This is a genomic window from Streptomyces iranensis (assembly GCF_017874715.1).
In the GTDB taxonomy this organism is placed as follows: Bacteria; Actinomycetota; Actinomycetes; order Streptomycetales; family Streptomycetaceae; genus Streptomyces; species Streptomyces iranensis.
Genome location: NZ_JAGGLR010000011.1, coordinates 210,180 through 236,002 on the forward strand (window position 1 = coordinate 210,180; position 25,823 = coordinate 236,002).

24 protein-coding genes are annotated in these 25,823 nt (G+C 69.6%); 10 read left to right on the top strand and 14 right to left on the bottom strand.

The window, feature by feature from the left end; translation table 11 throughout:
• Nucleotides 1–8 precede the first annotated feature (8 nt).
• From J2Z30_RS21535 to J2Z30_RS21550, 4 genes are read right to left on the bottom strand one after another with little or no spacing between them, the layout of a single operon-like run.
• Nucleotides 9–845: a carbohydrate ABC transporter permease gene (locus J2Z30_RS21535; RefSeq protein ID WP_044566765.1), complete on the bottom strand. Its 837-nt coding sequence runs from the start codon at nt 843–845 to the stop codon at nt 9–11.
• Nucleotides 842–1,813, bottom strand: a complete 972-nt coding sequence (locus tag J2Z30_RS21540) for a carbohydrate ABC transporter permease (protein ID WP_044566763.1) — start codon at nt 1,811–1,813, stop codon at nt 842–844. The genes J2Z30_RS21535 and J2Z30_RS21540 overlap by 4 nt, the downstream gene beginning before the upstream one ends.
• Entirely contained in the window at nt 1,810–3,135 is a 1,326-nt protein-coding gene (locus J2Z30_RS21545; RefSeq protein ID WP_044566761.1) for an ABC transporter substrate-binding protein, read from the bottom strand. The genes J2Z30_RS21540 and J2Z30_RS21545 overlap by 4 nt, the downstream gene beginning before the upstream one ends.
• Nucleotides 3,132–4,280, bottom strand: coding sequence for a Gfo/Idh/MocA family protein (locus J2Z30_RS21550; protein ID WP_044566759.1), 1,149 nt, complete (start codon nt 4,278–4,280; stop codon nt 3,132–3,134). Before J2Z30_RS21550 ends, J2Z30_RS21545 begins: the two co-directional genes overlap by 4 nt.
• A 263-nt stretch (nt 4,281–4,543) precedes the next feature.
• On the opposite strand from J2Z30_RS21550, the gene J2Z30_RS21555 reads away from it, so the two are divergent.
• The gene (locus J2Z30_RS21555; RefSeq protein ID WP_044566757.1) at nt 4,544–5,587 is read left to right on the top strand and encodes a LacI family DNA-binding transcriptional regulator; all 1,044 of its coding nucleotides are present in this window, start codon (nt 4,544–4,546) and stop codon (nt 5,585–5,587) included.
• Nucleotides 5,588–5,668: 81 nt separating this feature from the next.
• Here J2Z30_RS21555 and J2Z30_RS21560 read toward each other — a convergent pair whose 3' ends face one another.
• From J2Z30_RS21560 to J2Z30_RS21580, 5 genes are all read right to left on the bottom strand, one after another.
• Entirely contained in the window at nt 5,669–7,420 is a 1,752-nt protein-coding gene (locus J2Z30_RS21560; protein ID WP_052701113.1) for a 3-keto-alpha-glucoside-1,2-lyase-like domain-containing protein, read from the bottom strand.
• Nucleotides 7,421–7,548: 128 nt separating this feature from the next.
• Nucleotides 7,549–9,087, bottom strand: a complete 1,539-nt coding sequence (locus J2Z30_RS21565) for a sulfatase-like hydrolase/transferase (RefSeq protein WP_044566755.1) — start codon at nt 9,085–9,087, stop codon at nt 7,549–7,551.
• Nucleotides 9,084–10,436 (bottom strand): MFS transporter, encoded by a 1,353-nt coding sequence (locus tag J2Z30_RS21570; RefSeq protein ID WP_052701112.1) that lies wholly within the window; start codon nt 10,434–10,436, stop codon nt 9,084–9,086. The genes J2Z30_RS21565 and J2Z30_RS21570 overlap by 4 nt, the downstream gene beginning before the upstream one ends.
• Nucleotides 10,437–10,530: 94 nt before the next feature.
• A complete protein-coding gene (locus J2Z30_RS21575) occupies nt 10,531–11,535 on the bottom strand; it encodes a LacI family DNA-binding transcriptional regulator (RefSeq protein ID WP_044580687.1) in 1,005 nt (334 codons plus the stop codon).
• 37 nt (nt 11,536–11,572) lie between these two features.
• A complete protein-coding gene (locus J2Z30_RS21580) occupies nt 11,573–12,643 on the bottom strand; it encodes a LacI family DNA-binding transcriptional regulator (protein WP_044566753.1) in 1,071 nt (356 codons plus the stop codon).
• A 207-nt stretch (nt 12,644–12,850) separates the two neighbouring features.
• Between J2Z30_RS21580 and J2Z30_RS21585 the strand changes: the two genes are divergently transcribed.
• On the top strand, nt 12,851–13,213 hold the full coding sequence (locus tag J2Z30_RS21585; protein ID WP_052701110.1) for a hypothetical protein: 363 nt from the start codon (nt 12,851–12,853) through the stop codon (nt 13,211–13,213).
• A 69-nt stretch (nt 13,214–13,282) separates the two neighbouring features.
• Here J2Z30_RS21585 and J2Z30_RS21590 read toward each other — a convergent pair whose 3' ends face one another.
• Nucleotides 13,283–13,954, bottom strand: coding sequence for a GntR family transcriptional regulator (locus J2Z30_RS21590; RefSeq protein WP_044566751.1), 672 nt, complete (start codon nt 13,952–13,954; stop codon nt 13,283–13,285).
• 230 nt (nt 13,955–14,184) lie between these two features.
• On the opposite strand from J2Z30_RS21590, the gene J2Z30_RS21595 reads away from it, so the two are divergent.
• Both J2Z30_RS21595 and J2Z30_RS21600 read left to right on the top strand, forming a co-directional pair.
• On the top strand, nt 14,185–14,946 hold the full coding sequence (locus J2Z30_RS21595; protein WP_044566749.1) for an SDR family NAD(P)-dependent oxidoreductase: 762 nt from the start codon (nt 14,185–14,187) through the stop codon (nt 14,944–14,946).
• A 29-nt stretch (nt 14,947–14,975) separates the two neighbouring features.
• Nucleotides 14,976–15,704 carry a glutamine amidotransferase gene (locus J2Z30_RS21600; RefSeq protein ID WP_044566747.1) on the top strand — a complete coding sequence of 243 codons (729 nt, stop codon included), beginning with the start codon at nt 14,976–14,978 and terminating at the stop codon, nt 15,702–15,704.
• Nucleotides 15,705–15,809: 105 nt separating this feature from the next.
• On the opposite strand, the gene J2Z30_RS21605 is transcribed toward J2Z30_RS21600, so the two are convergent.
• Together J2Z30_RS21605 and J2Z30_RS21610 are read right to left on the bottom strand one after the other, a co-directional pair.
• Nucleotides 15,810–16,343 carry an EF-hand domain-containing protein gene (locus J2Z30_RS21605; RefSeq protein WP_044566745.1) on the bottom strand — a complete coding sequence of 178 codons (534 nt, stop codon included), beginning with the start codon at nt 16,341–16,343 and terminating at the stop codon, nt 15,810–15,812.
• A 266-nt stretch (nt 16,344–16,609) separates the two neighbouring features.
• Entirely contained in the window at nt 16,610–16,972 is a 363-nt protein-coding gene (locus tag J2Z30_RS21610) for a hypothetical protein (protein ID WP_245388261.1), read from the bottom strand.
• 111 nt (nt 16,973–17,083) lie between these two features.
• On the opposite strand from J2Z30_RS21610, the gene J2Z30_RS21615 reads away from it, so the two are divergent.
• Nucleotides 17,084–17,857, top strand: coding sequence for a DUF1963 domain-containing protein (locus tag J2Z30_RS21615; protein ID WP_044566743.1), 774 nt, complete (start codon nt 17,084–17,086; stop codon nt 17,855–17,857).
• 57 nt (nt 17,858–17,914) lie between these two features.
• Here J2Z30_RS21615 and msrA read toward each other — a convergent pair whose 3' ends face one another.
• Nucleotides 17,915–18,427 carry a peptide-methionine (S)-S-oxide reductase MsrA gene (gene msrA, locus J2Z30_RS21620; protein ID WP_044566741.1) on the bottom strand — a complete coding sequence of 171 codons (513 nt, stop codon included), beginning with the start codon at nt 18,425–18,427 and terminating at the stop codon, nt 17,915–17,917.
• A 288-nt stretch (nt 18,428–18,715) separates the two neighbouring features.
• Here msrA and J2Z30_RS21625 point away from each other — a divergent pair, with 288 nt between their 5' ends.
• The 5 genes from J2Z30_RS21625 (at nt 18,716) to J2Z30_RS21645 (ending at nt 24,499) form a co-directional block, all read left to right on the top strand.
• Nucleotides 18,716–19,726: a LacI family DNA-binding transcriptional regulator gene (locus J2Z30_RS21625; RefSeq protein ID WP_044566739.1), complete on the top strand. Its 1,011-nt coding sequence runs from the start codon at nt 18,716–18,718 to the stop codon at nt 19,724–19,726.
• Between the two features lie 150 nt (nt 19,727–19,876).
• Nucleotides 19,877–21,235, top strand: coding sequence for an ADP-ribosylglycohydrolase family protein (locus tag J2Z30_RS21630; RefSeq protein ID WP_308279997.1), 1,359 nt, complete (start codon nt 19,877–19,879; stop codon nt 21,233–21,235).
• Between the two features lie 65 nt (nt 21,236–21,300).
• Complete coding sequence (locus J2Z30_RS21635) at nt 21,301–22,662, top strand: ABC transporter substrate-binding protein (protein ID WP_044566737.1); 1,362 nt, start codon at nt 21,301–21,303, stop codon at nt 22,660–22,662.
• Nucleotides 22,659–23,597: a carbohydrate ABC transporter permease gene (locus J2Z30_RS21640; RefSeq protein WP_209468776.1), complete on the top strand. Its 939-nt coding sequence runs from the start codon at nt 22,659–22,661 to the stop codon at nt 23,595–23,597. The genes J2Z30_RS21635 and J2Z30_RS21640 overlap by 4 nt, the downstream gene beginning before the upstream one ends.
• Nucleotides 23,594–24,499, top strand: coding sequence for a carbohydrate ABC transporter permease (locus J2Z30_RS21645; RefSeq protein ID WP_052701109.1), 906 nt, complete (start codon nt 23,594–23,596; stop codon nt 24,497–24,499). Before J2Z30_RS21640 ends, J2Z30_RS21645 begins: the two co-directional genes overlap by 4 nt.
• Before the next feature lie 51 nt (nt 24,500–24,550).
• Here the strand turns inward: J2Z30_RS21645 and J2Z30_RS21650 are convergent, their stop codons facing one another.
• Complete coding sequence (locus J2Z30_RS21650) at nt 24,551–25,801, bottom strand: M20 family metallopeptidase (RefSeq protein ID WP_044566735.1); 1,251 nt, start codon at nt 25,799–25,801, stop codon at nt 24,551–24,553.
• Nucleotides 25,802–25,823 lie beyond the last annotated feature (22 nt).

The following is a 25,823-nucleotide window of genomic DNA, read 5'->3' on the forward strand; positions in this document are numbered from 1 at the left end:
GGTGTGCCTCACCCCTTCAGTCCGGACGTGGCCATGCCCTGCACGAGATAGCGCTGGAAGACGAAGAAGAACAGCACGATCGGCAGCACGGAGATCACCGACATGGCGAACATGGGGCCGTACGCGGAGGTGCTGGACTGGTCGACGAAGCTGCGCAGGGCGAGCGTGATGGTGAACTTCTCCGGCGCGAAGAGATAGATCATCTGCGTGAAGAAGTCGTTCCACGTCCAGATGAACGTGAAGATGGCCGTGGTGATCAGCGCGGGACGGGTCAGCGGCAGTGTGATCGACCAGTATGTGCGGAAGGGACCGCAGCCGTCGATCCGGGCGGACTCCTCCAGCTCGCGCGGCAGCCCGCGCATGAACTGGACGACGAGGAAGACGAAGAACGCCTCGGTGGCCAGGAACTTCGGCAGGATCAGCGGCCAGTAACTGTCGACCAGGCCAAGGCGGTTGAAGATGATGTACTGCGGGATCAGTACGACGTGGTGCGGCAGCATCAGCGTCGCCACCATGAAGGCGAACATCACCTTGCTCATGCGGAAGCGCAGCCGGGCGAAGGCGTAGGCGGCCAGTGAGCAGGACAGGACGTTGCCGACGACGGCACCCACCGCGATCAGCAGAGTGTTGCCGAGCAGGCGTGTGACGGTGACGCCGGAGACCCCGTCCAGGGCGGTCGTGTAGTTCGACCACTCCAGGTGGCTGGGCCACAGGTCGAGGCTCGTCACCACCTCGTCGGCCGGTTTGAGCGACGTGGCGAGCAGCCAGGCCAGGGGGTACAGCAGGACCAGCAGGCACACGGCCGCGACGGTGTGCGGCAGCCACCGCTTCGTGGCGATGTTCATCGTCCCTCCTCGTCCGCGTAGAAGACCCAGGACCGGGACGTCCGGAAGAGGATCAGGGTGATCGCGCCGATGGCGATGAGCAGCAGCCAGGCCATCGCCGCGGCGTAGCCCATGTGCGAGGCCGTGAAACCGCGCTCGTACAGGTAGAGCGTGTAGAACATCGTGGAGTCCGCGGGTCCGCCGTCGCCGCCGCTGATGGCGAAGGCCGGGGTGAAGACCTGGAACGAGTTGATGACCTCGAGGACCAGGTTGAAGAAGACGACCGGGGACAGCATCGGCACGGTGATGGACACGAACTGCCGCCAGCGGCCCGCGCCGTCGAGCGCCGCGGCCTCGTAGAGGTCGGGCGAGATCTGCTGGAGGCCCGCCAGGAAGATCACCATGGGTGCGCCGAACTGCCAGACCGTCAGCAGGACGACCGCGTACACCGCGAGGGTGGGGTCGCCGACCCAGCCGCCGGTGTCGATGCCGACCGCGCCCAGGACGTCGGGGACCGTGCCGCCGTCGTTGAACAGCGCCTTCCACACCAGGGCGATGGACATGCTCGCCCCGAGCAGCGACGGCGCGTAGAACGCGGAGCGGTAGAAGCCCCGGCCCCGGCCGAGGTTCTTCAGAAGCATCGCCACGCCGAGGGCGAGGCCCAGCTTCAGCGGGACGGCCACGACGACGTACAGCATCGTGGTGCCGACCGACCGCCAGTAGCGCGGATCCTCGAACAGCATCTCCTCGTAGTTGCGCAGGCCCACCCAGTGCGGCGGGTCGAACAGGTTGTAGTCCGTGAACGACAGGTACAGCGACACGGCCATCGGCACCAGGGTCAGCACGACCGCGCCGATCATCCACGGGGAGAGAAACACATAGGCGGGCCACTGCCGTTCACGGACCGGGCGCCGCTTCCTCTTGTCCGGGCGCGGATCCGTCGTGCGGTCGGCGCGCGCGGGCGCCCTCGTCGTCGACACCGTGCTCATGAACTCAGTTCCCGGTTCGCCTCGTCGATGAGTTCGCGCGCCGCCTGCCGCGGGGTGGCCATGCCGTATATCACGCGTTGGTAGCCCCGTTTGAACGCCCTCTGGATCGCGAGGTCGCCGGGCGGCGGTGCGGTCGGCGGGTCGTCCAGGCCGTACTTCTCCATCGTCTGCGCGTAGTCGTAGATCTCCCGCTCCGGTCCCTTGAGCGTCTTGGCGACCCGGGCGGCGATCTCGCGGTTCGGCGGGGTGGAGCGGGAGAAGCCGAGGATGTCGCCCGCCCGTGGGTCATTGAGGAGGAAGTCGATCAACTGGGCCGCCTCCTTGGGGTGCTTGCTGTTCGCACCGACGCCGAGGAGCATGCTCGGCTTGAAGTACGCGCCCTGGTGGCCGCCGGTCGTGGGCACGGGCGCGAAGTGGATGTCCTCGCCGAGCAGGCTCGTGTACCCGGGGAACGGCGCGTCCCAGGTGAAGTCGGCGGCCGCGAGGTGGCGGCCGATGGGGCTGGTCTCGGTGCTCTTGGCCTGGACGGTGTCCGCGGCCTGGGCGATGGCGCCCTCCCTGCGGAGCCGGTCGCGGAACGACCAGAAGGCCGTCAAGTCGTCCTCGGTGAAGCCGAGTTCGGTCTGACTGGCGTAGAGCTTCCCGCCCCGGCCGCGCAGCCAGGTCTCGAAGACGTCCTCGTTGTCGCCGCCGTCGTTGGAGCCCGTGTAGGGGCGTCCGTCGGGGGACTTCAGACCCAGGGCGGCGATCTTCTTGTTGGCCTTCCCCCAGTCCTGCCAGGTCCAACTCGGCTGGGGCGTGGGGACTCCGGCCTTCTTGTAGACGGCGGAGTCGTAGGCGTATCCGGTGATGCCACGGCCCATGGGCAGGGCGTACTGCCCGCCCTCGTAGGTGCCGGTGCGCAGCAGGCCCTTGTCCATCTCGGATGTGCGGATCGTCCTGGACTTGATGACGTGGTCCAGTGGCCTGAGCGCTTCGCCGCCGGCGTACTGGGAGATCTGCCGGTAGTCGAGCTGGACCACGTCGGGAATTCCGCCGCCCGCGGCTTGGGTGGCCAGCTTCTGCAGATAGGCGCCGAATTCACCATTGGATGTGCGGACGGTGACGTCCGGGTGCTCCTTCTCGAAGAGATGTACCGCCTTCTCGGTACGCGCGGCACGGTCGTCGTTCCCCCACCAGGAGAACGTGAGGGTGACGCCGCCTGAGGTGCTGCCGCTCGCGGCGGAGCAGCCGGAGAGCGTGGAGGTCAGGGCCGTACTGAGGCCGACGGCGGCCGCGGCGAGGACGGCCCGGCGGCTCGGGCGGGTCGGTGCGAGCGTCATACGGGGGCCTCTTCCTTGGCTGGGGTGGCGGGGGCCCAGCCCTGGGCGCCGCCGTGCAGCTCGGTGTAGTAGGGGTCGCCGGGTCCGATCTCCCCCGCGCGGACCGGGGTGTCGGTGAACGCGGACTTGTACAGGGCGGTGATGAACTCGAGCGTCTGACGCCCGCCCGCGCCGCTGGTGGCGTGGCGCCGTCCGGCCCTGATGTCGGCCACGAGGGCGCGGAGTTGGGCCAGGTGCGAACTCGGCTCGTCCGTACCGAAGTCGCGCCAGGCCGCCACCGTCTCCTCGGGGACGCCGGGGGCCGCGGTGATGCGCCAGTCGGCGTTGCGGTAGCCGTACAGATGGGTCAGCTCGATCGTGGCGAGCTCGCAGTCGACGCGGATGCGGCTGACCTCGTCCGGGCTGAGCACGCTGTTGACCACGGTGGCCACGGCACCGCTCGCGAACCGCACCTGTGCCGTGGACACGTCCTCGGTCTCCACGTCGTGCACGAGCCGCGCCGCCATCCCCCGCACCTCGCTCCAGGGACCCATCAGGTCGAGCAGCAGATCCGTCTGGTGGATGCCGTGCCCCATGGCGGGTCCGCCGCCCTCGGTCGCCCACCGCCCGCGCCACGGAACGGAGTAGTAGGCGGCGTCCCGGTACCAGGTCGTCGAGCAGTGCGCGACGAGCGGGCGGCCGAACGCCCCCTCCCGCAGGAGTCGCCGTACCTGGCGTGCGCCGGAGCCGAAGCGGTGCTGGAAGACGATCGAGGCGTACGGTCCCGCGTCCCCGGCCTGCTCGGCGGCCTCGATCGCGTCGAAGTCGGCGAGGGACGGGCACGGCGGCTTCTCGCACCACACCCAGGCGCCCGCCCGCAGCGCGGCCACCGCCTGGCCGCGGTGCACGGCGGGCGGGGTGCACAGCACCACGAGGTCCGGACGCAGTTCGGCCAGGGTCGCGTCGAGGTCCGTCGAGGCGTAGGGGATCCCGGCGCCGGTGGTGAAGGCGCGTACCGCGTGCATGTCGACGTCGACGGCGGCGACGATCTCCACCTCGCCCGCGTCGGCCAGCGTCCGCAGCGCGGGCAGGTGGCTGGAGCGCGCGATGCCTCCGGTGCCGACCACGGCTGTGCGCAGTGGGGTGGTGGAGCGGTGCGAAGACATGCGGACCCTTTTCTGAGGTGGGTGGTGAGCGCGGCGCCGTGGGCACGGGCGGGCGGCCCGGACCGTCCGACGGACGGTCGTCGGCCGCCCGTGTGAGGCCCCTGGCAGCAACCGCTTGCTATCGATTGGTTCCAACGTTGTAACCGCGAAATCTCGCCACGGTCAACCCCTCGTCAGGAACGGGTTTCCGGGCCGCCCCGGCGCTGACAGCCCGCTGGATCCGATGCATAATGCGGAGAAACACAGGTGAGGAGGTTCGGTCAGTGACCGCGGTGACACTCAAGGACGTGGCGGAGCGGGCAGGGGTCTCGATCAAGACCGTGTCCAACGTTGTACGCAATGCTCCCCGCGTGTCCGAGGCCACGCGGAAGCGCGTACTGAAGGCCGTGCACGAGCTCGGCTACCGGCCCAACCCGTCGGCCCGCCGCCTGCGCACCGGGCACAGCGGCCTGATCGGCCTCGCCGTCCCGGATCTGGCCACGCCGTACTTCGCCGAGCTCGCCCAGCATGTACGGGCCGAGGCCGCGCAGCTGGGCCTGACCGTCCTGATCGAGGAGACATCGGGCGACGCGACGGAGGAACTGCGCCTGGCGACCGGTGTCGGCGCGTCACTGCTGGACGGTGTGATCCTGTCGCCTCTGGGTGTCTCGCCCGACGAACTCGCCGCCGTGGCCAGCGAGTTCCCGCTGGTCCTGCTCGGCGAGCGCAGCTACGAGCGCGACCAGGTGGGGGCCGACCACGTCCTGATCGACAACGTCGCGGCCGCGCGCGAGGCCACCGCGCACCTGGCCGGCCTCGGCCGTACCCGGATCGCCGCCATCGGCGTGGACCGCCAGGCGTCGGCGACCAGCCGTCAGCGTCTGGAAGGTTTCCAGCTCGCCCTGCACGAAGCCGGGGTGACGTACGACCCCCGGCTCGCGCCCTCCATCAAGGAGTTCGACCGGCGCAACGGCCTGCTGGCGATGCGCGCTCTCGCCGCCCTGCCGGTCGGCGTGCGGCCGGACGCGGTCTTCTGCTTCAGCGACCTGCTGGCGGTCGGGGCCCAGCGGGCCCTGTTCGAAGCGGGGTCGCACATCCCGGACGACGTCGCCGTGGCGAGTATCGACGGCTCCGACGAGGCGCTCTACAGCACGCCGTCACTGACGTCCGTGGTCCCCGACAAGGCGGCGATCGCCTCGCTCGCTGTGAAGTGCCTGGCGGCCCGCATCCGCTCGGAGGTGCCCCTGCCGTTCGAGGTGCACACGGCTCCGCACTGGCTGCGCGCCCGGGAGTCCACGAACGGCGGGCGCCAACAGCTTTTTCGCTGAGCCGGGCCGCTTATTCGCCCTATTCGCCGATCCGGGCCGAGGGACCGCCGGACGAAGGACGGTCCCTCGGCGCACGGGCGCTCAGCCGCTCCTGGTGACGGTCATATGCCGCCAACTCGCGGTCCCGGCCTGGTCGCGTACCCCGACCGCGCCCCGGGTGAAGGAACAGTCCGGATCCCTGTAGGCGAAGCCGACCGGAGTGGCGGAGGAGCCCGAGGGACTGCCGGTCACCGTGAGGGTGCAGCCCACGGCCTTCACCGTCAGGTGGTACCAGGTCCCGGTGGACAGGCCGCCGGGGATGGCCGTCCGTGCCAGCTCCTTCCAGGCACCGTTCTGCCTGCCGAGGACGATCCGCCGCGAGGACACACCGATGTAGTAGCCGTCGAGCGCGTCGGCCCCCTTGCCCGGGTCGGACGCCCGCACGACGAATCCGGCCTGGGCTCCGCCGTCGATGCGTACATCGCCCGCCAGGCGGTAGTCGGTCCACCCGGTGGAACCCGTGATCGACTTGTTCCCGCCGGTGCCACCACACGTCTCGGACAGGACGCTGTCCGACGTCGCCCAGCAGCCCCCGTAGTCGACCCAGCCGGACATCCCCTTCGCGAAGGTGTCGGAGTAGGGCAGGACTCCGGTGTTGGCCACCGCGGTGGCCTCCATACAGCCGGTCGGCCCGGTGGCGGTGGCCGTGGTGAAGCGGACCGTCCTGCCGGAGGCGTCCAGGAGCAGGTGCGGGCTGTAGCTGGTGCTGCAGTTCTGGGCGGGGTCGGCGACGGGTCCGAAGGGCGCGGGGGTCCAGGACCAGGGCCCGGAGGCGTCGGGGTCGTTGATGAAGACGGCCTGCCGGTCCTCGGGACTGAAGGCGTTCGTCCCCGTGAAGCGGGTCCGCATCCCGGTCAGCATCAGCTGTCCGGAAGGACCGCCCGCCGGGCTCCACACGATGTACGGGCTGCTCCCGAGGTACCGGCCGTCGGACGTGACGGCCATGGTCCCGAGATCCGATGGTCCGGTGCCCCAGGTCGCACCCCCGTCGGTGGACGTCTTCGTATGGGCCTCGCAGTTGCGGCCCTCGCCGCAGATCTCGTACGCCATGACCATCCGCCCGTCCGGGAGCGTGGCGACGGTCGGCATCCCCGGACGGTCGGTGTCCACGTCGCTCCGGACGTCGACGACGAGTCCGGGCGCGAAGTTCGTGGAGCCGTCGGGGTGTGCGCTCCAGGTGACACCGCCGTCGCCCGACACCACGTGGGCGATGATCTGGGCGTACTCGGGCTCGCGCCGTTCGTCGGAGAAGTACATGGCCAGACGGCCGGCGCCATCGACGGTCAGGAACGGCTCCCAGACTCCGGATCCGCCATGAGGTGCGCCGATGCTGCCGCCACCGGTCTGCAGGATCGACTGGAAGGTCCAGTGCGCCCCGTGGTCCGTGCTCCGCCACAGCACGAAGTCGGTACGGACCTTCTCGCTGGGCGCGATGTTGCCGGCCAGCAGCAGGGTGCCGGCCGGGAACTCGCCCATCTTCCGGGGGAGTTCGAAGAGGAACGGCTGCCAGAACTGGTCCGACGGGTGGTTCTCGCCTTCCAGCGGGTCGTCCAGCGTCGTGAGCGTCTTCCACGTCCTGCCGTCGTCCTTCGAGGTGCGGATGACGAAGTCGGACGCGGTGCCGTCCTTGGTCGCGTGCTCGAAGGTGCCGATGAGCGTTCCGTTGGCGGAACCGCTGTGCTGGAGGCGGATGATGCGGGAGTAGGCGAGGAACTCATTGCCCGACGCTCTGGTGTAGAAGCTGGCGCCCGGGTCGTTCGCCGCCGCGGAGAGCGGCTGGACGGCGGTGCTCATGGCCGTCAGCAGCAGGGCGAGGAGGAGCCCCAGAAGCCACCGGGCTCCTCCGGCTCCTCCGGCTCCTCCGGCTCCTCCGGCTCCTCCGGCTCTTGCGCTTCTTCCGGTACGCGGGTGTCGTCGCTGTCTCATGAGGATTGTCCCTTTCCCTCGGAATGCCGGTAGGGAGCGAGGTGGTTGCGGGGGTCCCGCTTGAGCCGGTAGCCGTCGGGGACCGTCGGCAGCGGGTCCTCGGCCCGCATCTGCCACACGGCCAGCAGGGACAGCAGCCTGACCCGTTCGTCGGCGGCCGCCGGATCCGACCAGCGGTCCACCAGTTCCAGCGGGTCCTCGCGCAGGTTGTACAGGCGGAAGTCCCCGACGACGTCGGCGTACAGGGTCCAGTCCCCGCTGCGGACCTTGCGGCGGCGTCCGCTCTGCGTGGCCGCGTTGAGCTCGTCCCAGCGGGGCTCGCCGTCCGGGCCGTCGAAGATGAGTCCGGGCATCTGGCCGGCCACGTCCTCGGGGCCGTACGGGAGTCCTCCCATGCCCTGCTCCACGTAAGAGCTGCTGAACTCCTCCGCCGGACAGGGCCGTCCGGTCAGCAGCGGCCACAGGCTGCGCCCCTGCACCCCGTCGGGCAGCTCGCGCCCCATCGCCTCGCAGAGTGTGGGCATGAGGTCCGCGAGCGAGACGTGCTCCGGACGCGGCGCGCCGGAGGTGGAGGGCCGCACCGCGTCCCCGTTGACGACCAGGGGGACTCTGGCCAGGATGTCCGGGATCTCCGCGCCCTTGCGCACCAGTCCGTACTCGCCCGCGAAGTCGCCGTGGTCCGCGGTGGCGACGACGACGCGTTCGCGTACCCGGTGCCGGCTCTCCAGCCCGGTGAGCAGACGCCGCAGTTCGTCGTCGATGAGCCGCAGCATGCCGAAGTAGTTGGAACGCGACGGGGCGATGGCTCCCTCGTAGTCGGCCACCGCGCGCTCGCCCAGGCTGCGCAGATACCGCCAGGGGAAGGACTTCCCCTCCAGCACCTCGGCCCCGGTGCGGGTCGGCGGCAGCGACTCCTCGGGGAACAGCGAGAAGTAGGGATCGGGCACCTGATACGGATTGTGCGGCTCGGGGATGGACACCGTCAGCAGGAACGGCCGGCCCTCCGGGACACCGGCGGCCCAGGCCAGCGCCTCGTCGACGATGCGGTGCGGGTTCTGGGCCTCGACCGGGAACGGCGTCGGCTTCTCGTGGGTGCGGTGCCGCAGCGCCGCCAGCCACTTGTCGAACTCCTTGTTCAACGCCTTTGACGGAGTGGTCACCTGGCCGTCATGCATGAACTCGACCCAGTGGTCCACGGACGAGGCGTCGAGATAGGTGTGGTTCTTGCCGATCATCGCCGTGGCGTAACCGGCGGCGCGGGCCTCACTGAAGAGATCGGCGTCGCGGACCGCGAGCGGACGCGCCGGGTTCTGGGTGACGCGGTGCGCGCTGGGGAACCGTCCGGTCATCAGGCTGGTGCGCGCGGGGCAGCACAGCGGTGAGGTCGTGTAGGCGCGGTCGAACCAGGCCCCGGAGCGCCCCAGCTCGTCGAGGAACGGCGTGGTGTCCAGCGGGAATCCCTCACGGGCGCTGACGTCGGCACGGTGCTGGTCGGTCAGGACGAGGACGATGTCGGGCCGGTGGCGCGCGGTCACGCTCGAGTGGTCCTTTCGGCGAGGGCGGCGCCGTCGGTCGACGGGCCGTCGGTGATACGGGGGCCGGCGTGGGAGAACCGCAGGCCGATGACGGCCGCGCAGGCCGTACTGAACAGGACCGAGACGACCACGGCGAGGGCCAGCCACCACGGCGAGCCGTCGGACGCCACGAGCATGGCGTACGCGACCGGCGGGGTGAGACCGCCGAGGATCGAGCCGACCTGGTAGACGAACGACACCGCCGTATAGCGGACCTCGGTGGGGAACAGCTCGGCCAAGAACGTGCTCTGGACGGCGAATTGGGCCGAGTTGCACAGCCGGAAGATCGTGATCCCGAGCACCATCCAGAAGAGCGTCCCGGTCCGCAGCAGGGCGAACAGGGGGAAGGTGGTCACGGCCATCGACAGCACGCTCCACACGAAGGTGCGGCGCACCCCGAACCGGTCACCGAGCCTGCCGAGGTAGAGCATCAGCGGCAGGCAGATGATGCTCGGGATCATCGTTCCGACGATCCCGATGCTGTCGCTCCGGTGCAGGTAGGTGACGATGTACGCCGTCACCACGGGCCCGACGACATTGCCGGTGATGGCATCGGCCGAGCGCGCGCCCAGCGCGAGGAGCAGCGGCGCCCAGTGGTCGCGCAGCAGCGTGATCAGCGGCGCCTTCTCCACCCCGCGCTTCTTCTGAAGGCGTATGAAGTCCCCGCTCTCGGCGAGGCGCGTGCGCACCATGAGGGTGTAGACGAGCAGGATTCCGCTGAGCAGGAACGGGACCCGCCACACCCAGTCCTCGTACTGCGTGTCCGAGGAGAGCCAGGTGCACAGCAGCACGAGCCCGCTGCTGAAGATGCCGCCCACGGGGTTGCCGAGCTGCGGGATGGAGCCGAAGAAGCCGCGCCGCTCCTTCGGCACCGACTCGATCGTGGCGAGCGCGGCACCGGCGTACTCGCCGCCGAGGCCGATGCCCTGCAGTACGCGCAGGAACAGCAGGATGACGGGGGCGGCCGCGCCGATCGTGGCGTAACCGGGCAGCAGGCCGATCATGAACGTCGGGATGCCCATGAGCAGCATCGTGAGAATCAGGAGCTTCTTGCGGCCGACCCGGTCGCCGAAGTGCCCGAAGACGAGGCCGCCGATGGGCCTGGCGAAGAACCCGACGGCGGTCGTCGTAAGGGCCAGCAGGGAGCCGATCGCGCTGCTCTGCGCCGGGAAGAAGACCTGGCCGAAGACGAGTGCCGCGGTGGTTCCGTAGAGCCCGAAGTCGAACCACTCGAAGGTCGAGCCGAGGAAGCCGGCGAGTACGGTACGGCGCGCGGCGGGGGCGATCCGAGGTGGGTCTGGCCTTGGCATACAGCGGCTCCACTGAGGATTCCAACGGTTACGGTAACCGTTGCATTGCGGTGGACGTTAGGACCGCGTGACGTTCGCCGTCAATGACCGGACGTTAGGAAAATGTTGACTCGCGTTCGGTTATGGTGAGCGGCACCTCGACCTGGCTCCGCGGGCGCGCGCCCTCCCGGACCCGCGCCGTGAGCAGGTCGAGCGCGCGCCGGGCCATCGTGCGGACATCCGCCCGGACGGTCGTCAGGCCGGGGGAGGAGTACTCCGCGTCCTCGTCGTTGCCGAACGCGACGACCTGGACCTGCCCCGGTACGTCCCGCCCCGCCCCGCGCAGGGCGTGCAACGCCCCGTGCGCGAGCGGCTCCTCGAGCGCGAGCACCGCGTCGAACGGCGTTTCCCCGCCCGGAAGCCGGGTCAGAAGTTGAGCGATCGCCACATGCCCGTCGTGCCGGGAGGACTGTGACGTCTCCACGACGAGAGACGGGTCGGGCGTCCGCCCCGCCGCCGTCAGCGCGCGCCGGTATCCGTCGGTGCGCAGGGCGGCCGCGCTGTCGCCGCCTGCCTTCCGCTCACCGCCCAGCAGCACGACGCGCGAGGCGCCACGGTCGAGCAGCAGCCGCACGGCGGCCTCGGCCGCGACGGTGTCCCGCGACGTGACGCTGTCGAAGGGGCCCTCCACCCGGCGCGATCCGATCAGCACCGCGGGGCCGGGGGACGGCAGGTCCCCCAGGTCCCGCGCGGTGATCGCGGCCGGCATCAGCAGCACGCCGTCCGAGAGGCCCCCGCGATTGCGCAGCACCTCCAGCTCCCGCTCGCGGTCGCCCCCGGTGGGCTCCATCACGACGCTGATGCCCTCGGCCTCCGCGAGATCGAAGACCGCGGCGGCGAGGGGCGCGCAGTAGCCGTACCCGAGGCCCGGCAGGGCGAGCGTCACCGTGTCCGTCGCCCTCGAATTGAGGCCGCGGGCCAGGGGGTTGGGGCGGTAGCCGAGCTCCTCGACCGCGGCGCGCACGGCTCGGACCGTCGCCTCGTTCACCTGCCCGGTGGCATTGACGACGTTGGACACGGTCTTGACGGACACACCGACGGCGGCGGCCACGTCGCGCATGCGCACCACCGTCGGCCGGCCACCGGACGACTCCGGCTCATTCACTGGCAACGGCGCTCGACTCCCGTTCGACAAGGCGGAACCCGACCGTGTGGTGTCCCGGTTCGGGGAGCACCGCGCCGGTCGTCCGCGCCTTCGCGCGTTCCGCCAGGAGCGAGACGGCGCGGTGTGCCATCTCCTCCCGCCCCGGGTCGACGGTGGTGAGGGTGGGAGCGCAGTAGGCGGCCTGCGCGACATTGCCGAACCCGACCACGGCGATGTCCCCCGGCACGGTGCGCCCCGCGTCCCGCAGACCGCGGAGCGCGCCCAGGGCCAGCGCGTCGCCGAGTGCGAACACGGCGTCCGTCTCCGGCGCCCGCTCCACGAGCGTCCGCACCGCGCCGGCGCCCGCAGCGAACGTGACGGTCTCCGTGCTCACCACCCGGCGGCGGCTCACCGGCAGCCCGGCGTCGCGCAGACCTGCGACGTACCCGAGATAGCGCTCGTCGCTCTCCGCCGGCAGCGCCTCACCCGGGGCCAGGGCGGCGATGCGGCGCCGCCCGCCCGTGACGAGATGGGCCACGACCGTGCGCGCCGCCTCGAACCGGTCCGTGTCGAAGGAGTCGACACGGCCCGCGGTGAACGACGCCGTGGCCACGATCAGCGGCTTCGTCACCGTCAGCGCCCGCATGTCCTCCTGGCCGAGCGCGACGGGAACGAGCAGGATTCCGTCCACGTGCCTCAGGTACGGATCGTCACAGACACCGCGCTCGCGCCGCACGTCGCCGTGCGTCTGCGTGATGCGCACGGACATTCCGTGCTCCTGGGCCTCGCGCAGCACGGAGTCGGCGAATTCGCGGAAGTACGGCACCGTGACACTCGGCAGGGCGAGCCCCAGCACATGGGAGCGCCCCGAACGCAGCCGCCGCGCGGCCAGGTTGGGGCGGTACCCGAGCTCGTCGATCGCGTCCTGCACCCGCTGCCGGGTCTCCTCCCGGACGTTCCCGCGGCCGCGGGCCACGTTCGACACCGTGCTCACCGAGACACCGGCGAGCGCGGCCACGTCGCGCAAGGTCGCGGAACCGCGCGTCGCGGAGTCCGCACCCGCCTCAGACAGCCGTCCGCGCACAGCTCACCAAGCCCCTTCCACCACGACGGAAGTCTAGCCCGCGCCCGCCGCGGAGCCTGGCCTCAGTACTGGTGTCCGACGGCATCAACGCCGGTCGGCTTGGAGTGGACCAGAACCCGGGTTTCGACAGCACCAATCCATGATCTAGGGTGCGACGCTGCGCCCTGGCGCGATTGGCTTTCCGACCTACCATCACGGGGATCACTCATGCGTTTGGCAACCACACTCCTCCTGATCGGCGCCCTGCTCGCAGCGGCGCCCGCCACGGCCCAGGCGGCGCCGGCGCGTGACTCCGTCTCGCACGTCGCGCTGTCGTCGACGCGAGGCGGTGGCAGCGGCGGCGGTGGTGGCGTGAGCAAGAGCGGCGGTGGTGTGAGCAAGAGCGGTGGCTACAAGAAGAAGTCGAGGAGCGGCGGCTACTCCTCGAGCGGCAACGACGGCAGTTCGTCCACCGGCAAGAAGAAGATGCCCCTGTGGCAGGCGATCCTGTTCCTGCTGATCCTGGGATGCCTCGTCGTCTGGGGCGTCGTCAAGCTGGTGCGCAAGTTCCGGAAGTTGGTCAGCGGCTGACGGTAATGACGAACAGCGCCGTGCCACGGCACGCCAGTGCGGGGCACGCCCCTTAGTCGCGGGCCCGGTTCAGTCCGGCAGTCCGGCCAGCAGGCTGCGGCGCGCGGAGTCCACGTGTTCCTCGGCCAGACGGGCCAGCGTGCGGCGGTCCCCGGAGCGCAGCAGCGCGGCCAGTTCCCGGTGCTCGTCGACCACGCGGGCGCGGTAGTGGTCGTAGCCCGCGTCCGCGCGGCGCAGCTGGAAGAGGTGCAGCTGTGAGCGGATGGCCTGCCAGGCGGTCGTCAGCCTGCCGTTCCCCGCGGCGGTGTAGATCTGGTCGTGGAAGGCGATGTCCAGCGTGACCAGGCGGCGGGTGTCGGCGGTTCCGGCGATCTCGGCTGCCATGTCGGCGATCAGCTGGTCCAGCCGGGACAACTGCTCAGATGTGGCGGTACGCCGCGCGGTGGTCGCGGCCAGCCGGTCCAGCGCGGCGCGCAGCGTGTAGACCTCCTCCACGTCCTGTGCTGTCACGTCGATGACGGTGGTGCCCCGGTGCCAGCCACTGCGGACCAGCCCCTCTCGTTCCAGTTGCGCCAGACCCTCGCGGACCGAGCCCCGGCTCACGTCGAGGTGCGCGGCCAGCTCCACCTCGCGCAGCGCGGCCCCGGGCGGGAAGTGTCCGGAGAAGATGGCCGCTCGCACCAGGTCGGCGGCTTCGTCGGCCAGCCCGCGACGGGGGGCCTTCGGCAGTGCGGATGACATGAGCTCGATGTTGACATCAAGACATCTCCGACGCCAGTCGTTCCGCTTCGCTGATGTCCCAATGTTGACATTAGAACATCAGCCTGAGCATGCTGTTCCGGTCAGCGAGCCCACCGGAGAGGCCCCACAATGTCCCACCGACCCGCCATGCACCTGGCCGTCCCAGTCGACGATCCGGCCGCCGCCGCCACTTCCACGGCCGGGCGTCGAGCCTGCGTGGTGTTCGCCCGATGAGGGGCGTACTCGTGAGCGGCGGTTCGCGTGGTATCGGCCGGGCAGTCGCGCTGGCCTTCGCCGAAGGCGGCGACCGCGTCGCGATTCAGTACGCCGGCCGCCGCTCGGACGCCGAAGAGACCCTGCGGCAGCTGCCGGGCGAAGGACACGCATTGCTCCAGGCGGACCTGGGCGAGCCCGACGCGGCCGAGCGGCTGGCAGCCGAGGCGGTGACCGCGCTGGGCGTTGTGGATGTGCTGGTGAACAACGCGGCCGTCGCGCCCACGGCAGACACTCGGCACTCGATCCCGGACACGCCGTTGGCCGACTGGCAGCGGATCTGGCGCCGCATGGTCCAGGTCAACCTGCTCGGCGCGGCCGACCTGAGCTGGGCCGTCGCCCGCCACCTCATCGACCGCGGCGCGGGCGGAGCGATAGTGAACATCGGCTCACGCGGTGCGTTCCGAGGAGAACCGGATTTCCCGGCCTACGGGGCGACCAAAGCCGCACTGCACGCCCTCGGCCAGTCGCTGTCCGTAGCGCTGGCCCCGCACGGCATCGCCGTCACCTCGGTCGCGCCGGGTTTCGTGGCCACCGAGCGGCAGGCCACAAAGCTGTCCGGACCGGAAGGCGAGCGGCTGCGGGGGGAGAGCCCGTTCGGCAGAGTCGGCACCCCGACTGAGATCGCCGCCACGGTCCACTTCCTGGCGTCTCCCGCGGCGGCCTGGACCTCGGGAACCGTCGTCGACCTCAACGGCGCGTCCTACCTGCGCACATGACCCGCCGGCCACCCGAGAGGAAAGCGGCCATGCCCACAGATATCGCGGACACCTCACCGAGCCGGACGGCACTGGTCATCCAGCACCTCGGTTTCGAGGACCTCGGCCTTCTCGAACCGTTGCTGCACGAGCGCGGCTACCTGACGCGCTACCTGGACGTCGCCACCCAGCCGGTCGACACCGCTCCGGTCCGGGCGGCCGAGCTGGTGGTGGTGCTCGGAGGCCCGGTCGGTGCCAACGACGCCGACCGCTATCCGTTCCTGGCCGACGAACTGGCCGCATTGCGCACCCGGCTGGCCGACGGGTCGGCGACGCTGGGAATCTGCCTCGGCGCGCAGTTGCTGGCCCGTGCGCTGGGCGCGCAGGTCACTCCCGGCGCGGCACGAGAGATCGGCTATGCCCCGGTGAGACTCACCCCGGAAGGGGCGGCTTCCCCGCTCCGCCACCTGGCAGGAGTGCCGGTACTGCACTGGCACAACGACATGTTCGGCATCCCCGAGAACGCACAGCTCCTGGCCGACACTCCGACCTGCCCGCACCAGGCCTTCGCGCTCGGCACACAGATCCTCGCCCTGCAGTTCCACCTGGAGACGCCCGCACAGGACATCGAGAGATGGCTCGTCGGACACGCCGAAGCCCTCGCTGCGGCAGACATCCACCCAGCGGAACTCCGCCGGTCGGCATCCGAGGCAGCCCCCGAGCTGCATACGCGGGCCATCGCGACCATCACGGAATGGCTCACCGCGGCGGGCTGCTGATCGAGTGCCTGTCTGCACTCCTGCGCTACTCCTGCGCTGAAGACGCACCGGCCCGTCTGCGCCCGCCAGTGCGGCGCGCACGGACTTCGCCGTCGGTTCCCGTGGTCAGACCGCCGTGCCCGGGACCAGGAGGTCGCCCGGGATGCCCGCCTTGTCCGGGGCGTAGTAGTCCTTGATCCCGGCAACCCAGATGGCCACCTGGATCCGGTCCAGGTCTGAGGGGTCGAAGGCGTCGAAGAGTGCGTCGATGTTCGCGCGCTTGAAGCCGATCGCCCTCATCAACGCGACGAACGCGGGGCGTTCGATGAGTCCATCGCCGTCCGGGTCGCCGAGCGCGGCGAGCGCTTCGGCGAACACGCCGATCGTCGAGTCGAAGCGCTCGGGCGAAAGCACGCAGGCCACATACTCTTCGTAACTGATCTTGCCGTCGTCGTTGGCGTCCAACTCCCTGGCCAGGGTCGTCCAGTACTGGTGGAACCCCGTGCGCATCGCGTCCTTCGCCGCCTCGTCCGCGTCGGGCGCGGCCTCGATGACGTTGTTCGCCATGAAGTCGAAGTCATCGGCTTCGAGGACGCCGTTGCCATTGGCGTCGAAGAGGGAGAAGACGTGTGTGACCCGCTTGGTGGCCTCCGTGCGCATTGTTGTCACCCTTCTTCGATCCGTGGGCTGTCGTGTTCGGGCGCGACCGGAGATTCGTGTCCGGCTGCCTTGCTCACTATTTGGCCGACGGCTTGCTCATACGGTGGGTATGCCTCCTTATTCACTCGAAAGGCGGACTGGTCGGCGGCCGCGGGGGAGAGGCGGCACGACGGCGAACTTGTCATCGCCCAGCCTGCCGACCGACGCGCGGGGCCGGCCCAGGCCGCGGAGCGGGGAGCCTCACCGAACGTGCCCCGCACCGTCTCTCAGTGGCCGTAGGGCGGCTCGAAACAGCCGCTCTCCATGAATGGCCCGTTGGTCCTGACCTCGAAGTTGGTCTTCTGCACGAACGCCGTGACGCAGGCATCGTCATGGACGCGAAGGCCTATCAGGGCGCCTTCGGGGGTGACGTTGTGGTCGATCTCGTAGCGCGGATACATCTTCCGTACGGTGAGCGTCCCGCCGAGGCGTTCTCCCTTCGGCCCGGTCCGCTCCTCCTCGTACCCCAGTTCAAGTAGTGCCGCGCGCACGCTCTTGGGGTCCCACTTCTTCTGCCCCCATAGTCGCTTGAGCACGGGCTCGATGCGGTCGGCTTCCTTTTCAGCGTCCTTGGCGCCGGCGGCGGACATCTCGCCGGAGCGACGGTAGGCATTGTTGCCGCCCTGTGCGGGGCACCGTCGACGATCCCGGGCTCCACGTAAGGAGAAGCGTCGGGGGAACTGGAGCTTGGACTCGGGGATGTGGCCGAGGAACTGGCCGCCACGTCCGTGCCGCGCTGCTCACCGCAGGCGGTCGCCGAAGCCGGGCCGGGGGAGGCCGCCGGGCACTGTCGATTCGGCGGCCGGGCGATGCTCGAACCGGGTACGCCGTGGCCGGATTGTGAGGGCGTACCGCTGAGCCTGCTCGCTGTCCTCGACACGGACGCCCTGGCCCCCTGGCTGGGTGACCTTCTCCCCGCTGGGACGGGGCTGCTGAACTTCTTCTCCCTCGACTCCGAATCGGAGCGATGCGATCCCGCCGCCTTTGAACTGTTGCTCAAGTTGGATTTGATCGACCCGCGGCTGGGGGCGGTCATCCCGGCCCCTTCCGCCCACGCCGTGGAGACGGACGCACCGGCCCGGTCGAGCGTCTTCGAGCCGGTCGCGTGGACGGCCTCACCCGGGTTCGCCTTCCCCGACACATTCGATCCGGCCTGGGACACGGTCGACCTCGGATCCGTGGTCGACGACATGCCCGTCTACGACATCACCGATCTGCTCCCCGGCTGGTCGGAGCAGCCGTACGCGCTCCACGCCGAGGACATGGCCTTCGGCTGGCCGGTGTTCCCCACGGGATCCTCGCCGACGCCGCCGGACGGCGAGGATTCGAGCCGTTACCAGCACTTGCTTCAGCTGTCCGGGCAGGACGACTGGTGGATCGGCGGCGACAGCGGCTGGATGCACTGGTCGATCCCCACCGACGCACTGCGCGGTGGCGACTTCAGCCGGGCGATCCCGACGCCGGACATCTGGTGAGCCCGACGTTCAGCACGTCAGCACGGCCAGTGGCAGAAAGGTGACGACGGCGAGCGGTCAGCCCTTCGCGCGGGCGGGCAGCCGCCATCCCGGGCGCGGGAAGTGGCAGGTGTAGCCGTCGGGGTAGCGCTCCAGGTAGTCCTGGTGCTCGGGCTCGGCCTCCCAGAAGGGGCCCACTGGCTCGACCTCGGTGACGACCTTGCCCGGCCACAGTCCGGAGGCATCCACATCCGCGATGGTGTCTTCGGCGATCCGCTTCTGCTCGTCATCCACGTAGTAGATCGCCGAGCGGTAGCTGAGGCCGATGTCGTTGCCCTGGCGGTTCTCGGTGCTCGGGTCGTGGATCTGGAAGAAGAACTCCAAGATCGCGCGGAAGTCGGTCTTCTCGGGGTCGAAAAGGATTTCAATGGCCTCCGCGTGGGTCCCGTGGTTACGGTACGTAGCGTTGGCCACATCGCCCCCGGTGTATCCGACCCGGGTCGCCGCCACCCCCGGGAGCCGGCGGATCAAGTCCTGCATTCCCCAGAAACATCCGCCCGCCAGCACGGCCCGCCGCATCTGCGTTGCCATTGTCGGCCCCTCCAATGTCTGTCGCCTCGGTCACTCGGGCTGGTCGGCTCGCACACCGTCGGCATCCCATACCCTCCGAGTACATCAGCGCACAGAGACGCTGAACAATTCCGTGCCCGCCCGATCCCGCGGTCGCCGACCGCCACGTCGGGACGACCGCAGGTCCATGTCGACGCTGATGCCAAGGATGTGCCGCAAGGGTGTTGACACGGGCAGACCCCATGCCCGACGGTAAGCCGAACCGGACGCAAAACGTTTTGTATCCGCAAGGTTCGAACGGATGACGCAATGACGCGCAGGAACGACCGCCCCAGCATCGAGAGCGTTGCCGCCGCCGCCGGGGTCAGCCCCACCACGGTGTCGCATGCTCTCAGCGGGAAGCGCGCCGTCTCCGCCGCCACTCGCAAGCGCGTCATGGAGGCCGTCGAGCAGCAGAACTACCGACCCAACATGGTCGCGAGGGGGCTGCGTAGCCGACGGACCCAGTCGGTGGCGCTGCTGCTCGTCGACATCGCGAACCCGTATTACCCCGCCTTGGCGCGCGCGATCCACGACGTCCTGGCGGGGGAGGGGTACGTCTCCTTCATCGGCAACACCGACGGCGATGCCGCCACGGAGCGCAGGCTCCTGGAGGAGATGGTGGCCCGCGGGGTCGACGGGGTGGTCATGCAGCCCATGGCGCTCTCCGCCGCCCAGGTGCGCGAGGTCGTCGGCCCCGCCATGCCGCTCGTCATCACCACCGACGAGTACGGCGACATCCCGGCGGACTCCGTGCTGACCGACGACACCCGCGGGCTCGGCGAGGCCGTCGACCACCTGGTGCGCCAGGGGATCCGCGAACTCGGCTTTGTCGACGGGGCACCGGGCACCTCCACCGACGCCTTCCGGCTGCAGGCGTTCCGGGCCGCCGTCACCGCCGCGGGCATCGAGGTGCCCGACCGGTGGATCGAGCACTCCCCCTTCGACCGCGAGGGCGGAGCCGCGGCGACGGCCCGCCTGCTGGCCGGCCCCGACCGGCCGCGTGCCGTGCTCTGCGCCAACGACCTCATCGCGATCGGTGCCGTGCAGGCGGCTCACGCGGCCGGCCTGCGGGTGCCCGAGGACGTCGCGATCGTCGGATTCGACGACATCGAGACCGCCGCTCTCGTCTCGCCGCGGCTGACCACCGTCGTCAACCCCGCGGCGGCCGTCGGTGACGCCTGCGCACGCACCATCCTGTGGCGTGTGGAGAACGGCCCGGACGTGCCCCGCAAACGAACCGTCCTGCCGACCCGGCTGGTCGTCAGACAGTCAGCCTGATCTCCTTTCATTCCCCGCCCTGCGAGCCGGTCCGGATTCGCACCGCACCGTCTCCACCGGATGCAAAACGGATGCAAAACGATTTGCGCCCAGAAAATGCACCAGAAAATGCACCCAGAAAATGCACACAGAGAAACGGACGCATAACCCATGACACAGACTCCGGTCGGCTCCTCGGTGGAGCTCGACGAGGCATACCGGCACACCGCCACCGACGCGTGTCGGCCGAAGGATCTCCTCGCCGACGAGGTCGCCCAGCGCCGCGAGACCTGGTACGACGTCGACGACGTGGTGCGCGCGGCCAACGCCACCGATCCGGAGGACCGCGATGCCCTGCTCGCGCTGGTCGACGGCATGCGCGACAGCACCCGCTTGCCCGGCTGGACCTACGAGGAGCCCGAGTCGCTCGATGACATCCAGGTCTCCGTGTCGCCCGCGCGGGCCGTCGCCCACGACAAGGACCGCTACCACGACCAGGTGCACGCGGCCTGGCTCGGCCGCGTCGCCGGCTGCAACCTCGGCAAGCCCGTCGAGGACGGCGACCACTGGACCGTGGAGCGCATCCGCGACTACCTGAAGTTCACCGATTCCTATCCGCTCACCGACTACATCGTCGCCCTCGACCCCCAGCCGGAGGGCTTCACGTTCCGCGATTGCTGGCCGGAGACCACGCGCGGGAACATCGACGGCTCGGCACGCGACGACGACATCGACTACACGATCCTCGGCCTGCATCTGCTGGAGACCCACGGCCGCGGGCTGCGCCCGGAGCACGTGGGCACGGCCTGGACCGAATTGTTCCCGCTGCGGCAGATCTTCACCGCCGAGCGCGCGGCATACCTCAACCTGAGCAACGGGCTGCGGGTTCCGCAGGTCGCCCGCTTCCGCAACCCCTACCGCGAGTGGATCGGCGCGCAGATCCGTGCCGACGTCTTCGGCTACGTCAACCCGGGCGACCCCGCGGCCGCCGCCGCGCTGGCCCACCAGGACGCCGCGCTCTCCCACACGGCCAACGGCGTCTACGGCGAGATGTGGGCCGCCGCCCTGGTTGCGAGCGCCTTCACCGCGTCGGACGCGGCCGAGGCCGTGGACGCCTCGCTCACCGTGGTGCCGCCCCGCTCCCGCCTGCACGAGGCCCTCAGCCACGTCGTCCGGCTCCGCTCCGAGGGGCTGACCTGGGACGCCGCGCTCGACGAGATCCACGCGGCCTACGGCCAGTACTCATGGATCCACACCATCAACAACGCGGCCGCCGTCACCGCGGCCCTGCTGTGGTGCGAGGGCGACTACACGAGCGCCGTCGGCAAGGTCGTCATGAGCGGCTGGGACACCGACTCCAACGGTGCCACGGTCGGCTCGGTCGCGGGCATCCTCACCGGCACGGCGGGGCTCCCGGAACACCTGATCGAGCCCCTGCACGACCGGACCCGTTCGGCGCTGTTCGGGTTCGACGACTCCGTCATCTCCGATCTGGCCGCGCGCACCGTGCGCTTCGCCCAAACAGGCTGACGGGCCGCGGCCCGTCCACCCGGGACGGGCCGCTCCAGCAAACCCCTCTAGCAACGGAGATGAGGATGGCCACGATCTCACGTCGCCAACTCCTGGGCGCCGGCGGCACCCTGGGGGCGATGGCGTTGCTGAGCGCGTGCGGGTCGACAGATCCGGGTGGCTCCGACGATGCCATCACGATCTGGAACAACCTCGCGGACGCGCAGCAGAACGACTATTTCCGGAAGCACTTCGCCGAGGGCTACCGGGGCAAGTACCCCGTGCGGTTCAGCCCCAAGGCCGACAGCACGATCGACCGCCTGATCCAGACGGCGCTGGCCGCCGGCTCGGGACCGTCGGTCATCGTCACACCCGGGCCGTCGAGTTTCGTCTCCTCGTACTGGTCCGCCGGCTATCTCGCCGACCTGGGGCCATACGTGCGGCACTACGGCTGGACGGACAAGTTCGCGCCCTGGGCGCTGAGCGCCTCCCAGGTCGACGGCAAGCTCGTCACGCTGCCCGCCTCGTACGAGACCATGGTCTTCTACTGGAACCCGGCCACGCTCGACAAGCTCGGCCTCGCCCCGCCGAAGACGCTGGAGGAGTTCGAGAGCTTCTGCTCCGAGGCCAAGGGCAAGGGGCACGTCCCGCTGTCCGCGGGCAATGCCGACTACAAGGGCGCCAACGAGTGGTTCGTCGGCCTCGGACTGAACCATGGCGCGGGCCCCGAAGCGGTGCACTCGGCCCTGCGCGGCGAGACCAAGTGGACCGACCCCGTCTTCGTGGACGCGATCGACCGGCTGGCCACGTACTTCAAGAAAGGGTGGTTCGGAGGTGGCGTCGACCTCTACTTCACGAACAACTTCCCCACCACCTACCAGCAGCTCGCCTCGGGCAAGGCGGCCGGGATGCTCTCCGGTACCTGGGACTTCTCGAACCTGGGCAGCTACTTCGGGAAGGCGGCGGGTAACGACGCCACATGGGACTGGACGACCGTGCCGTCGCTCGGCAAGGGCGTTCCGCGGATCGTCTGGGATCTGGCGATCGGCCAGTCCGTCGGGATCAACACGAACTTCAGGAACACCGCGGCCGCTGCCGACTACCTCAACTTCCTCACCACCGACCTGAAGACGATCATCGCCGGCGTCGAGCGGATGAACTTCGAGCCGCCGCCCATCCACATCTCGGCGGCTGACTTCTCCGCCGAGGCGGACCCGCGGATCGTCCGGCTGTACTCGCAGCTGTCGGCCGCGAGGTCCATCGGCTACACCACTTGGACGTTCTTCCCCCAGCAGACCGAGACCTACATGATCGACTATTTCGAGAACGTCATCACCGGCCGGCTGAGCGCGAAGGCGTACTGCGCGGGCATCGAGTCCCGCTTCTCGAGGGAGAGAGCCGAAGGCCGGGTGCCGGTGGCCCCGAAGCCGGGTGGAGGACTGTCATGACGATTTCAGAATCCACCGCCGCGGCGGGAGCCGGACCGGACGTGTCCCGGATTCCGGCTCCGCACCGTCCGGGCGTTCTCGCCCGGCTGCGCGACCGCAGGGTCTCCGGCTGGCTGTTCCTGCTGCCGCTGATCGCCTTCAACCTGTTCGTCGTCCTCGTCCCGAGTGCCTTCTCCGTCTGGTACTCGTTCACCGACTGGACCGGCATCAGCTCCAAGGCGAACTTCATCGGCCTGGAGAACTACCGGAACCTGCTCCGGGACCCCGAGTTCGTACAGGGGCTGGAGCACAACGTCCTGTGGACGGTCTTCTTCCTGATCGTGCCGATGGCGATGGGGCTGTTCGGGGCCTATGCCCTGTCCCGGATCCGCCGCTTCCGGCTGCTGTTCCGCACCCTGTACTTCATCCCGTACATCGTCGCGAGCGTGGTGAACGCGTCCATCTGGCGCAGTATCCTCGACCCGCAGAACGGCCTGGGAAACCTGCTGCACATCAATCCGCTCGGTGATCAGCACCTGGCTCTGTGGTCGGTGGAGTTCGTCAACAACTGGGCCTGGTGGGGTTTTCTGGTCGTGGTGTTCCTGGCCGCGATGCAGGGCGTGAACCCGAGCCTGTACGAGGCGGCCACCATGGACGGCGCCGGTGCGACCCGGCAGTTCTTCGCGGTGACCCTGCCCGCCATCCGGCCGACCTTCGCCTTCCTCGGCCTGATGACGATCATCTGGTCGTTCCTCGCCTTCGACTACGTCTACATCCTCACCCAGGGAGGGCCGGCCGGCTCGACCGACCTGCTGTCGACCGTCGCCTACCGCAACGCCTTCTCCAACCTCCAGGGCGGCTACGCCTCCGCCACGGGCATCGTCATGGCGTTCATCAGCGGCGTGGTGGTCACCGTCTACCTCGTGATCCGCAAGACCAGGGAGTGGGAGACATGAGCGTCGCCGTATCACCGGACACGTCGGCCCGCGGAGCGCGGGGTGGTGGCACGGCACCGGCCAGGGGCCGGCGCCGCGGGTTCCCGATCGGCCGTACCGCTGTGTACGTCGCGCTGACGGCGTTGGCCATCTTCTCCCTCGGCCCGATCGTGCTGTTCTTCTTCAACGCGCTCAAGACGAACAGCGAGTACGCGGCCGACTCCCTCGGACTGCCGACGAGCTGGACATGGAGCAACTTCACCTCGGCGTGGTCCCAGGCCAACATGGGTGCGGGCCTGTGGAACTCGCTGCAGATCGTCCTCGGCACCGTGGCGATCACGTGCGTGGTCGCGAGCCTCGCCGCCTATGCCCTGGCGCGGCTCAAGGTGCGCGGGGCCTCGGCGTTCATGACCTATCTGCTCGTCTCCAGCGCGCTGCCCTCCCAGATGTTCCTCGTCCCGCTGTTCTACATGTGGGCACGGGCCGGCCTCTACGACACCCGGATCGGGCTGGTCCTCATCTACTGCGGGCTGTTCTCCCCGTTCGGCACCCTGCTCCTGCGCTCGTTCCTGCTGGGAATCCCGCGCGAGATGGAGGAGGCCGCCCGGGTGGACGGGGCCGGTGAACTGCGGGTCTTCCTCCAGGTCGTCCTGCCGAACGCTGTTCCGGGAATCCTTACGGTGGCACTGACCACCGGACTGTCGGCCTACAACGAGTTCCTGTTCGCGGTGACGATGATCCAGTCGGATTCCAAGATGCCGCTGTCGACGACCTTCTTCACCTTTCAGCAGGGCTTCACCCAGAACTTCACGCTCATCAGCGCGGCCGGATTCATCATGATCGCGCCGATGCTCATTCTCTTCCTCCTGCTGCAGCGCAGATTCATCAACGGCCTCGCCAACTCCGGGATGGGAGGCATATGACCCGCTATCGGGCGGCGCGACAGACCAGGCGCGAGGGCGGGGCTCCTCACCTCACGGCCGTGCCGCTCCGCTGTGGCCATCGGCGGTGTCAGCGGCTCCGCAGATGCGCAGCATGGTGGCGAGGTGCATGCGGACCGCGTCCAGGTAGTCGACGATGTCGACACGCTCGTCCGGCATCGTGTTGTAGCGTCCGCCCGGACCGCAGACGACCCCGGACATGCCGGCCGAGTGCATCAGATGTCCCGCGTCACTGCCGTAGAAGCAGTAGGGCGTCAACGGGCCGTTGGCCTGATCGGTTCCGCGTACCTCGTGGTGGGCGGCGGCGACGGCGCGGACCACCGGTGAGTCCAGGTCGGCGGCGAAGGGCGGGAAGTCGGGCTTTCCGGATGCCGGGCCGTGCCGCCCGACCTCGGCTCCGAGGCCGGGGAAGCGGGGGAGCAGCTCGGTCTCGATCAGGCGCCGGATGTCTCCCAGGACATCCTCCGGGTTCTGGCTGGGGGCGAACCGGGCGGCCCCCGACAGGCGTACGACGTCGGCGACTTGAGGGGGCCTGGCCTCGTTGAACTCCCGGGACAGGGCGCCGCGGATCACACCGACGTTGGCCCGGTTCACGACACGGTGCTCGGGGGTCGCCGCACCGCCGAACGTCATGGCGTTGATCCGGGGTATCAGTTCGCAGGCGGCCATGATGGCGTCCACCGCCTCCTCCCGCTTGGACAGGTGGCGGGTGGCACCGGTGAGTTCGACGCTGAAGTCCACCGAACCGGCGTGCAGGGTCAGGGCGTTGAGGTCCGTCGGCTCGCAGTTGACGAAGTGGTCGGCCCGCAGCCCCTCGTCGATGAGTTTCAGCGTTCCGACGCCGCCTTGGAGCTCGCCGACGACGAAGGTCAGGACGACATCGCCGCGCAGCCGTGTCCCATGGGCCAGGAGGGTCTCCACCGCGGCGAGGTACGAGGCACACCCCGCCTTCATATTCGACACGCCCAGCCCGTACACGAAGCGGTCGTCGGTCACCCCGCCCCAGGGGTCGACGGTCCAGCCCTCCGTGAGCGGGTTGGTGTCCAGGTGGCCGTTGAACATCAGGCTTTCCCCGCCACCGGTGCCGCGCAGCCGCCCGACCGCGTTGAAGCGGCCGGGGGAGACCGGGATCAACTCCGTTTCCAGGCCGGCGTCGCGCATACGGGCCACCAGGCGCCGGGCGAGTTCGCCTTCCCCCGGTGTCTCGGTCCGGCTGTCGACTCGGATCATGTCCCGCAGCAGGTCGAGGGCGCTGTGCGGGTCGGGGAGGGGGATGCTGCTCATGGTGTGACGGGGTGTCCTTCGG

Excerpts from the sequence above, each read along its gene's own strand:
- J2Z30_RS21570 (WP_052701112.1), bottom strand. The coding sequence starts at position 10,436 with ATGCCAAGGCCAGACCCACCTCGGATCGCCCCCGCCGCGCGCCGTACC.
- J2Z30_RS21640 (WP_209468776.1), top strand. The coding sequence starts at position 22,659 with ATGACGATTTCAGAATCCACCGCCGCGGCGGGAGCCGGACCGGACGTG.
- J2Z30_RS21605 (WP_044566745.1), bottom strand. The coding sequence starts at position 16,343 with ATGCGCACGGAGGCCACCAAGCGGGTCACACACGTCTTCTCCCTCTTC.
- J2Z30_RS21560 (WP_052701113.1), bottom strand. The coding sequence starts at position 7,420 with ATGAGCACCGCCGTCCAGCCGCTCTCCGCGGCGGCGAACGACCCGGGC.
- J2Z30_RS21585 (WP_052701110.1), top strand. The coding sequence starts at position 12,851 with ATGCGTTTGGCAACCACACTCCTCCTGATCGGCGCCCTGCTCGCAGCG.
- J2Z30_RS21595 (WP_044566749.1), top strand. The coding sequence starts at position 14,185 with ATGAGGGGCGTACTCGTGAGCGGCGGTTCGCGTGGTATCGGCCGGGCA.
- J2Z30_RS21590 (WP_044566751.1), bottom strand. The coding sequence starts at position 13,954 with ATGTCATCCGCACTGCCGAAGGCCCCCCGTCGCGGGCTGGCCGACGAA.
- J2Z30_RS21600 (WP_044566747.1), top strand. The coding sequence starts at position 14,976 with ATGCCCACAGATATCGCGGACACCTCACCGAGCCGGACGGCACTGGTC.
- J2Z30_RS21545 (WP_044566761.1), bottom strand. The coding sequence starts at position 3,135 with ATGACGCTCGCACCGACCCGCCCGAGCCGCCGGGCCGTCCTCGCCGCG.
- J2Z30_RS21650 (WP_044566735.1), bottom strand. The coding sequence starts at position 25,801 with ATGAGCAGCATCCCCCTCCCCGACCCGCACAGCGCCCTCGACCTGCTG.
- J2Z30_RS21625 (WP_044566739.1), top strand. The coding sequence starts at position 18,716 with ATGACGCGCAGGAACGACCGCCCCAGCATCGAGAGCGTTGCCGCCGCC.
- J2Z30_RS21630 (WP_308279997.1), top strand. The coding sequence starts at position 19,877 with ATGACACAGACTCCGGTCGGCTCCTCGGTGGAGCTCGACGAGGCATAC.
- msrA (WP_044566741.1), bottom strand. The coding sequence starts at position 18,427 with ATGGCAACGCAGATGCGGCGGGCCGTGCTGGCGGGCGGATGTTTCTGG.
- J2Z30_RS21645 (WP_052701109.1), top strand. The coding sequence starts at position 23,594 with ATGAGCGTCGCCGTATCACCGGACACGTCGGCCCGCGGAGCGCGGGGT.
- J2Z30_RS21575 (WP_044580687.1), bottom strand. The coding sequence starts at position 11,535 with ATGCGCGACGTGGCCGCCGCCGTCGGTGTGTCCGTCAAGACCGTGTCC.
- J2Z30_RS21550 (WP_044566759.1), bottom strand. The coding sequence starts at position 4,280 with ATGTCTTCGCACCGCTCCACCACCCCACTGCGCACAGCCGTGGTCGGC.
- J2Z30_RS21610 (WP_245388261.1), bottom strand. The coding sequence starts at position 16,972 with ATGTCCGCCGCCGGCGCCAAGGACGCTGAAAAGGAAGCCGACCGCATC.
- J2Z30_RS21540 (WP_044566763.1), bottom strand. The coding sequence starts at position 1,813 with ATGAGCACGGTGTCGACGACGAGGGCGCCCGCGCGCGCCGACCGCACG.
- J2Z30_RS21535 (WP_044566765.1), bottom strand. The coding sequence starts at position 845 with ATGAACATCGCCACGAAGCGGTGGCTGCCGCACACCGTCGCGGCCGTG.
- J2Z30_RS21635 (WP_044566737.1), top strand. The coding sequence starts at position 21,301 with ATGGCCACGATCTCACGTCGCCAACTCCTGGGCGCCGGCGGCACCCTG.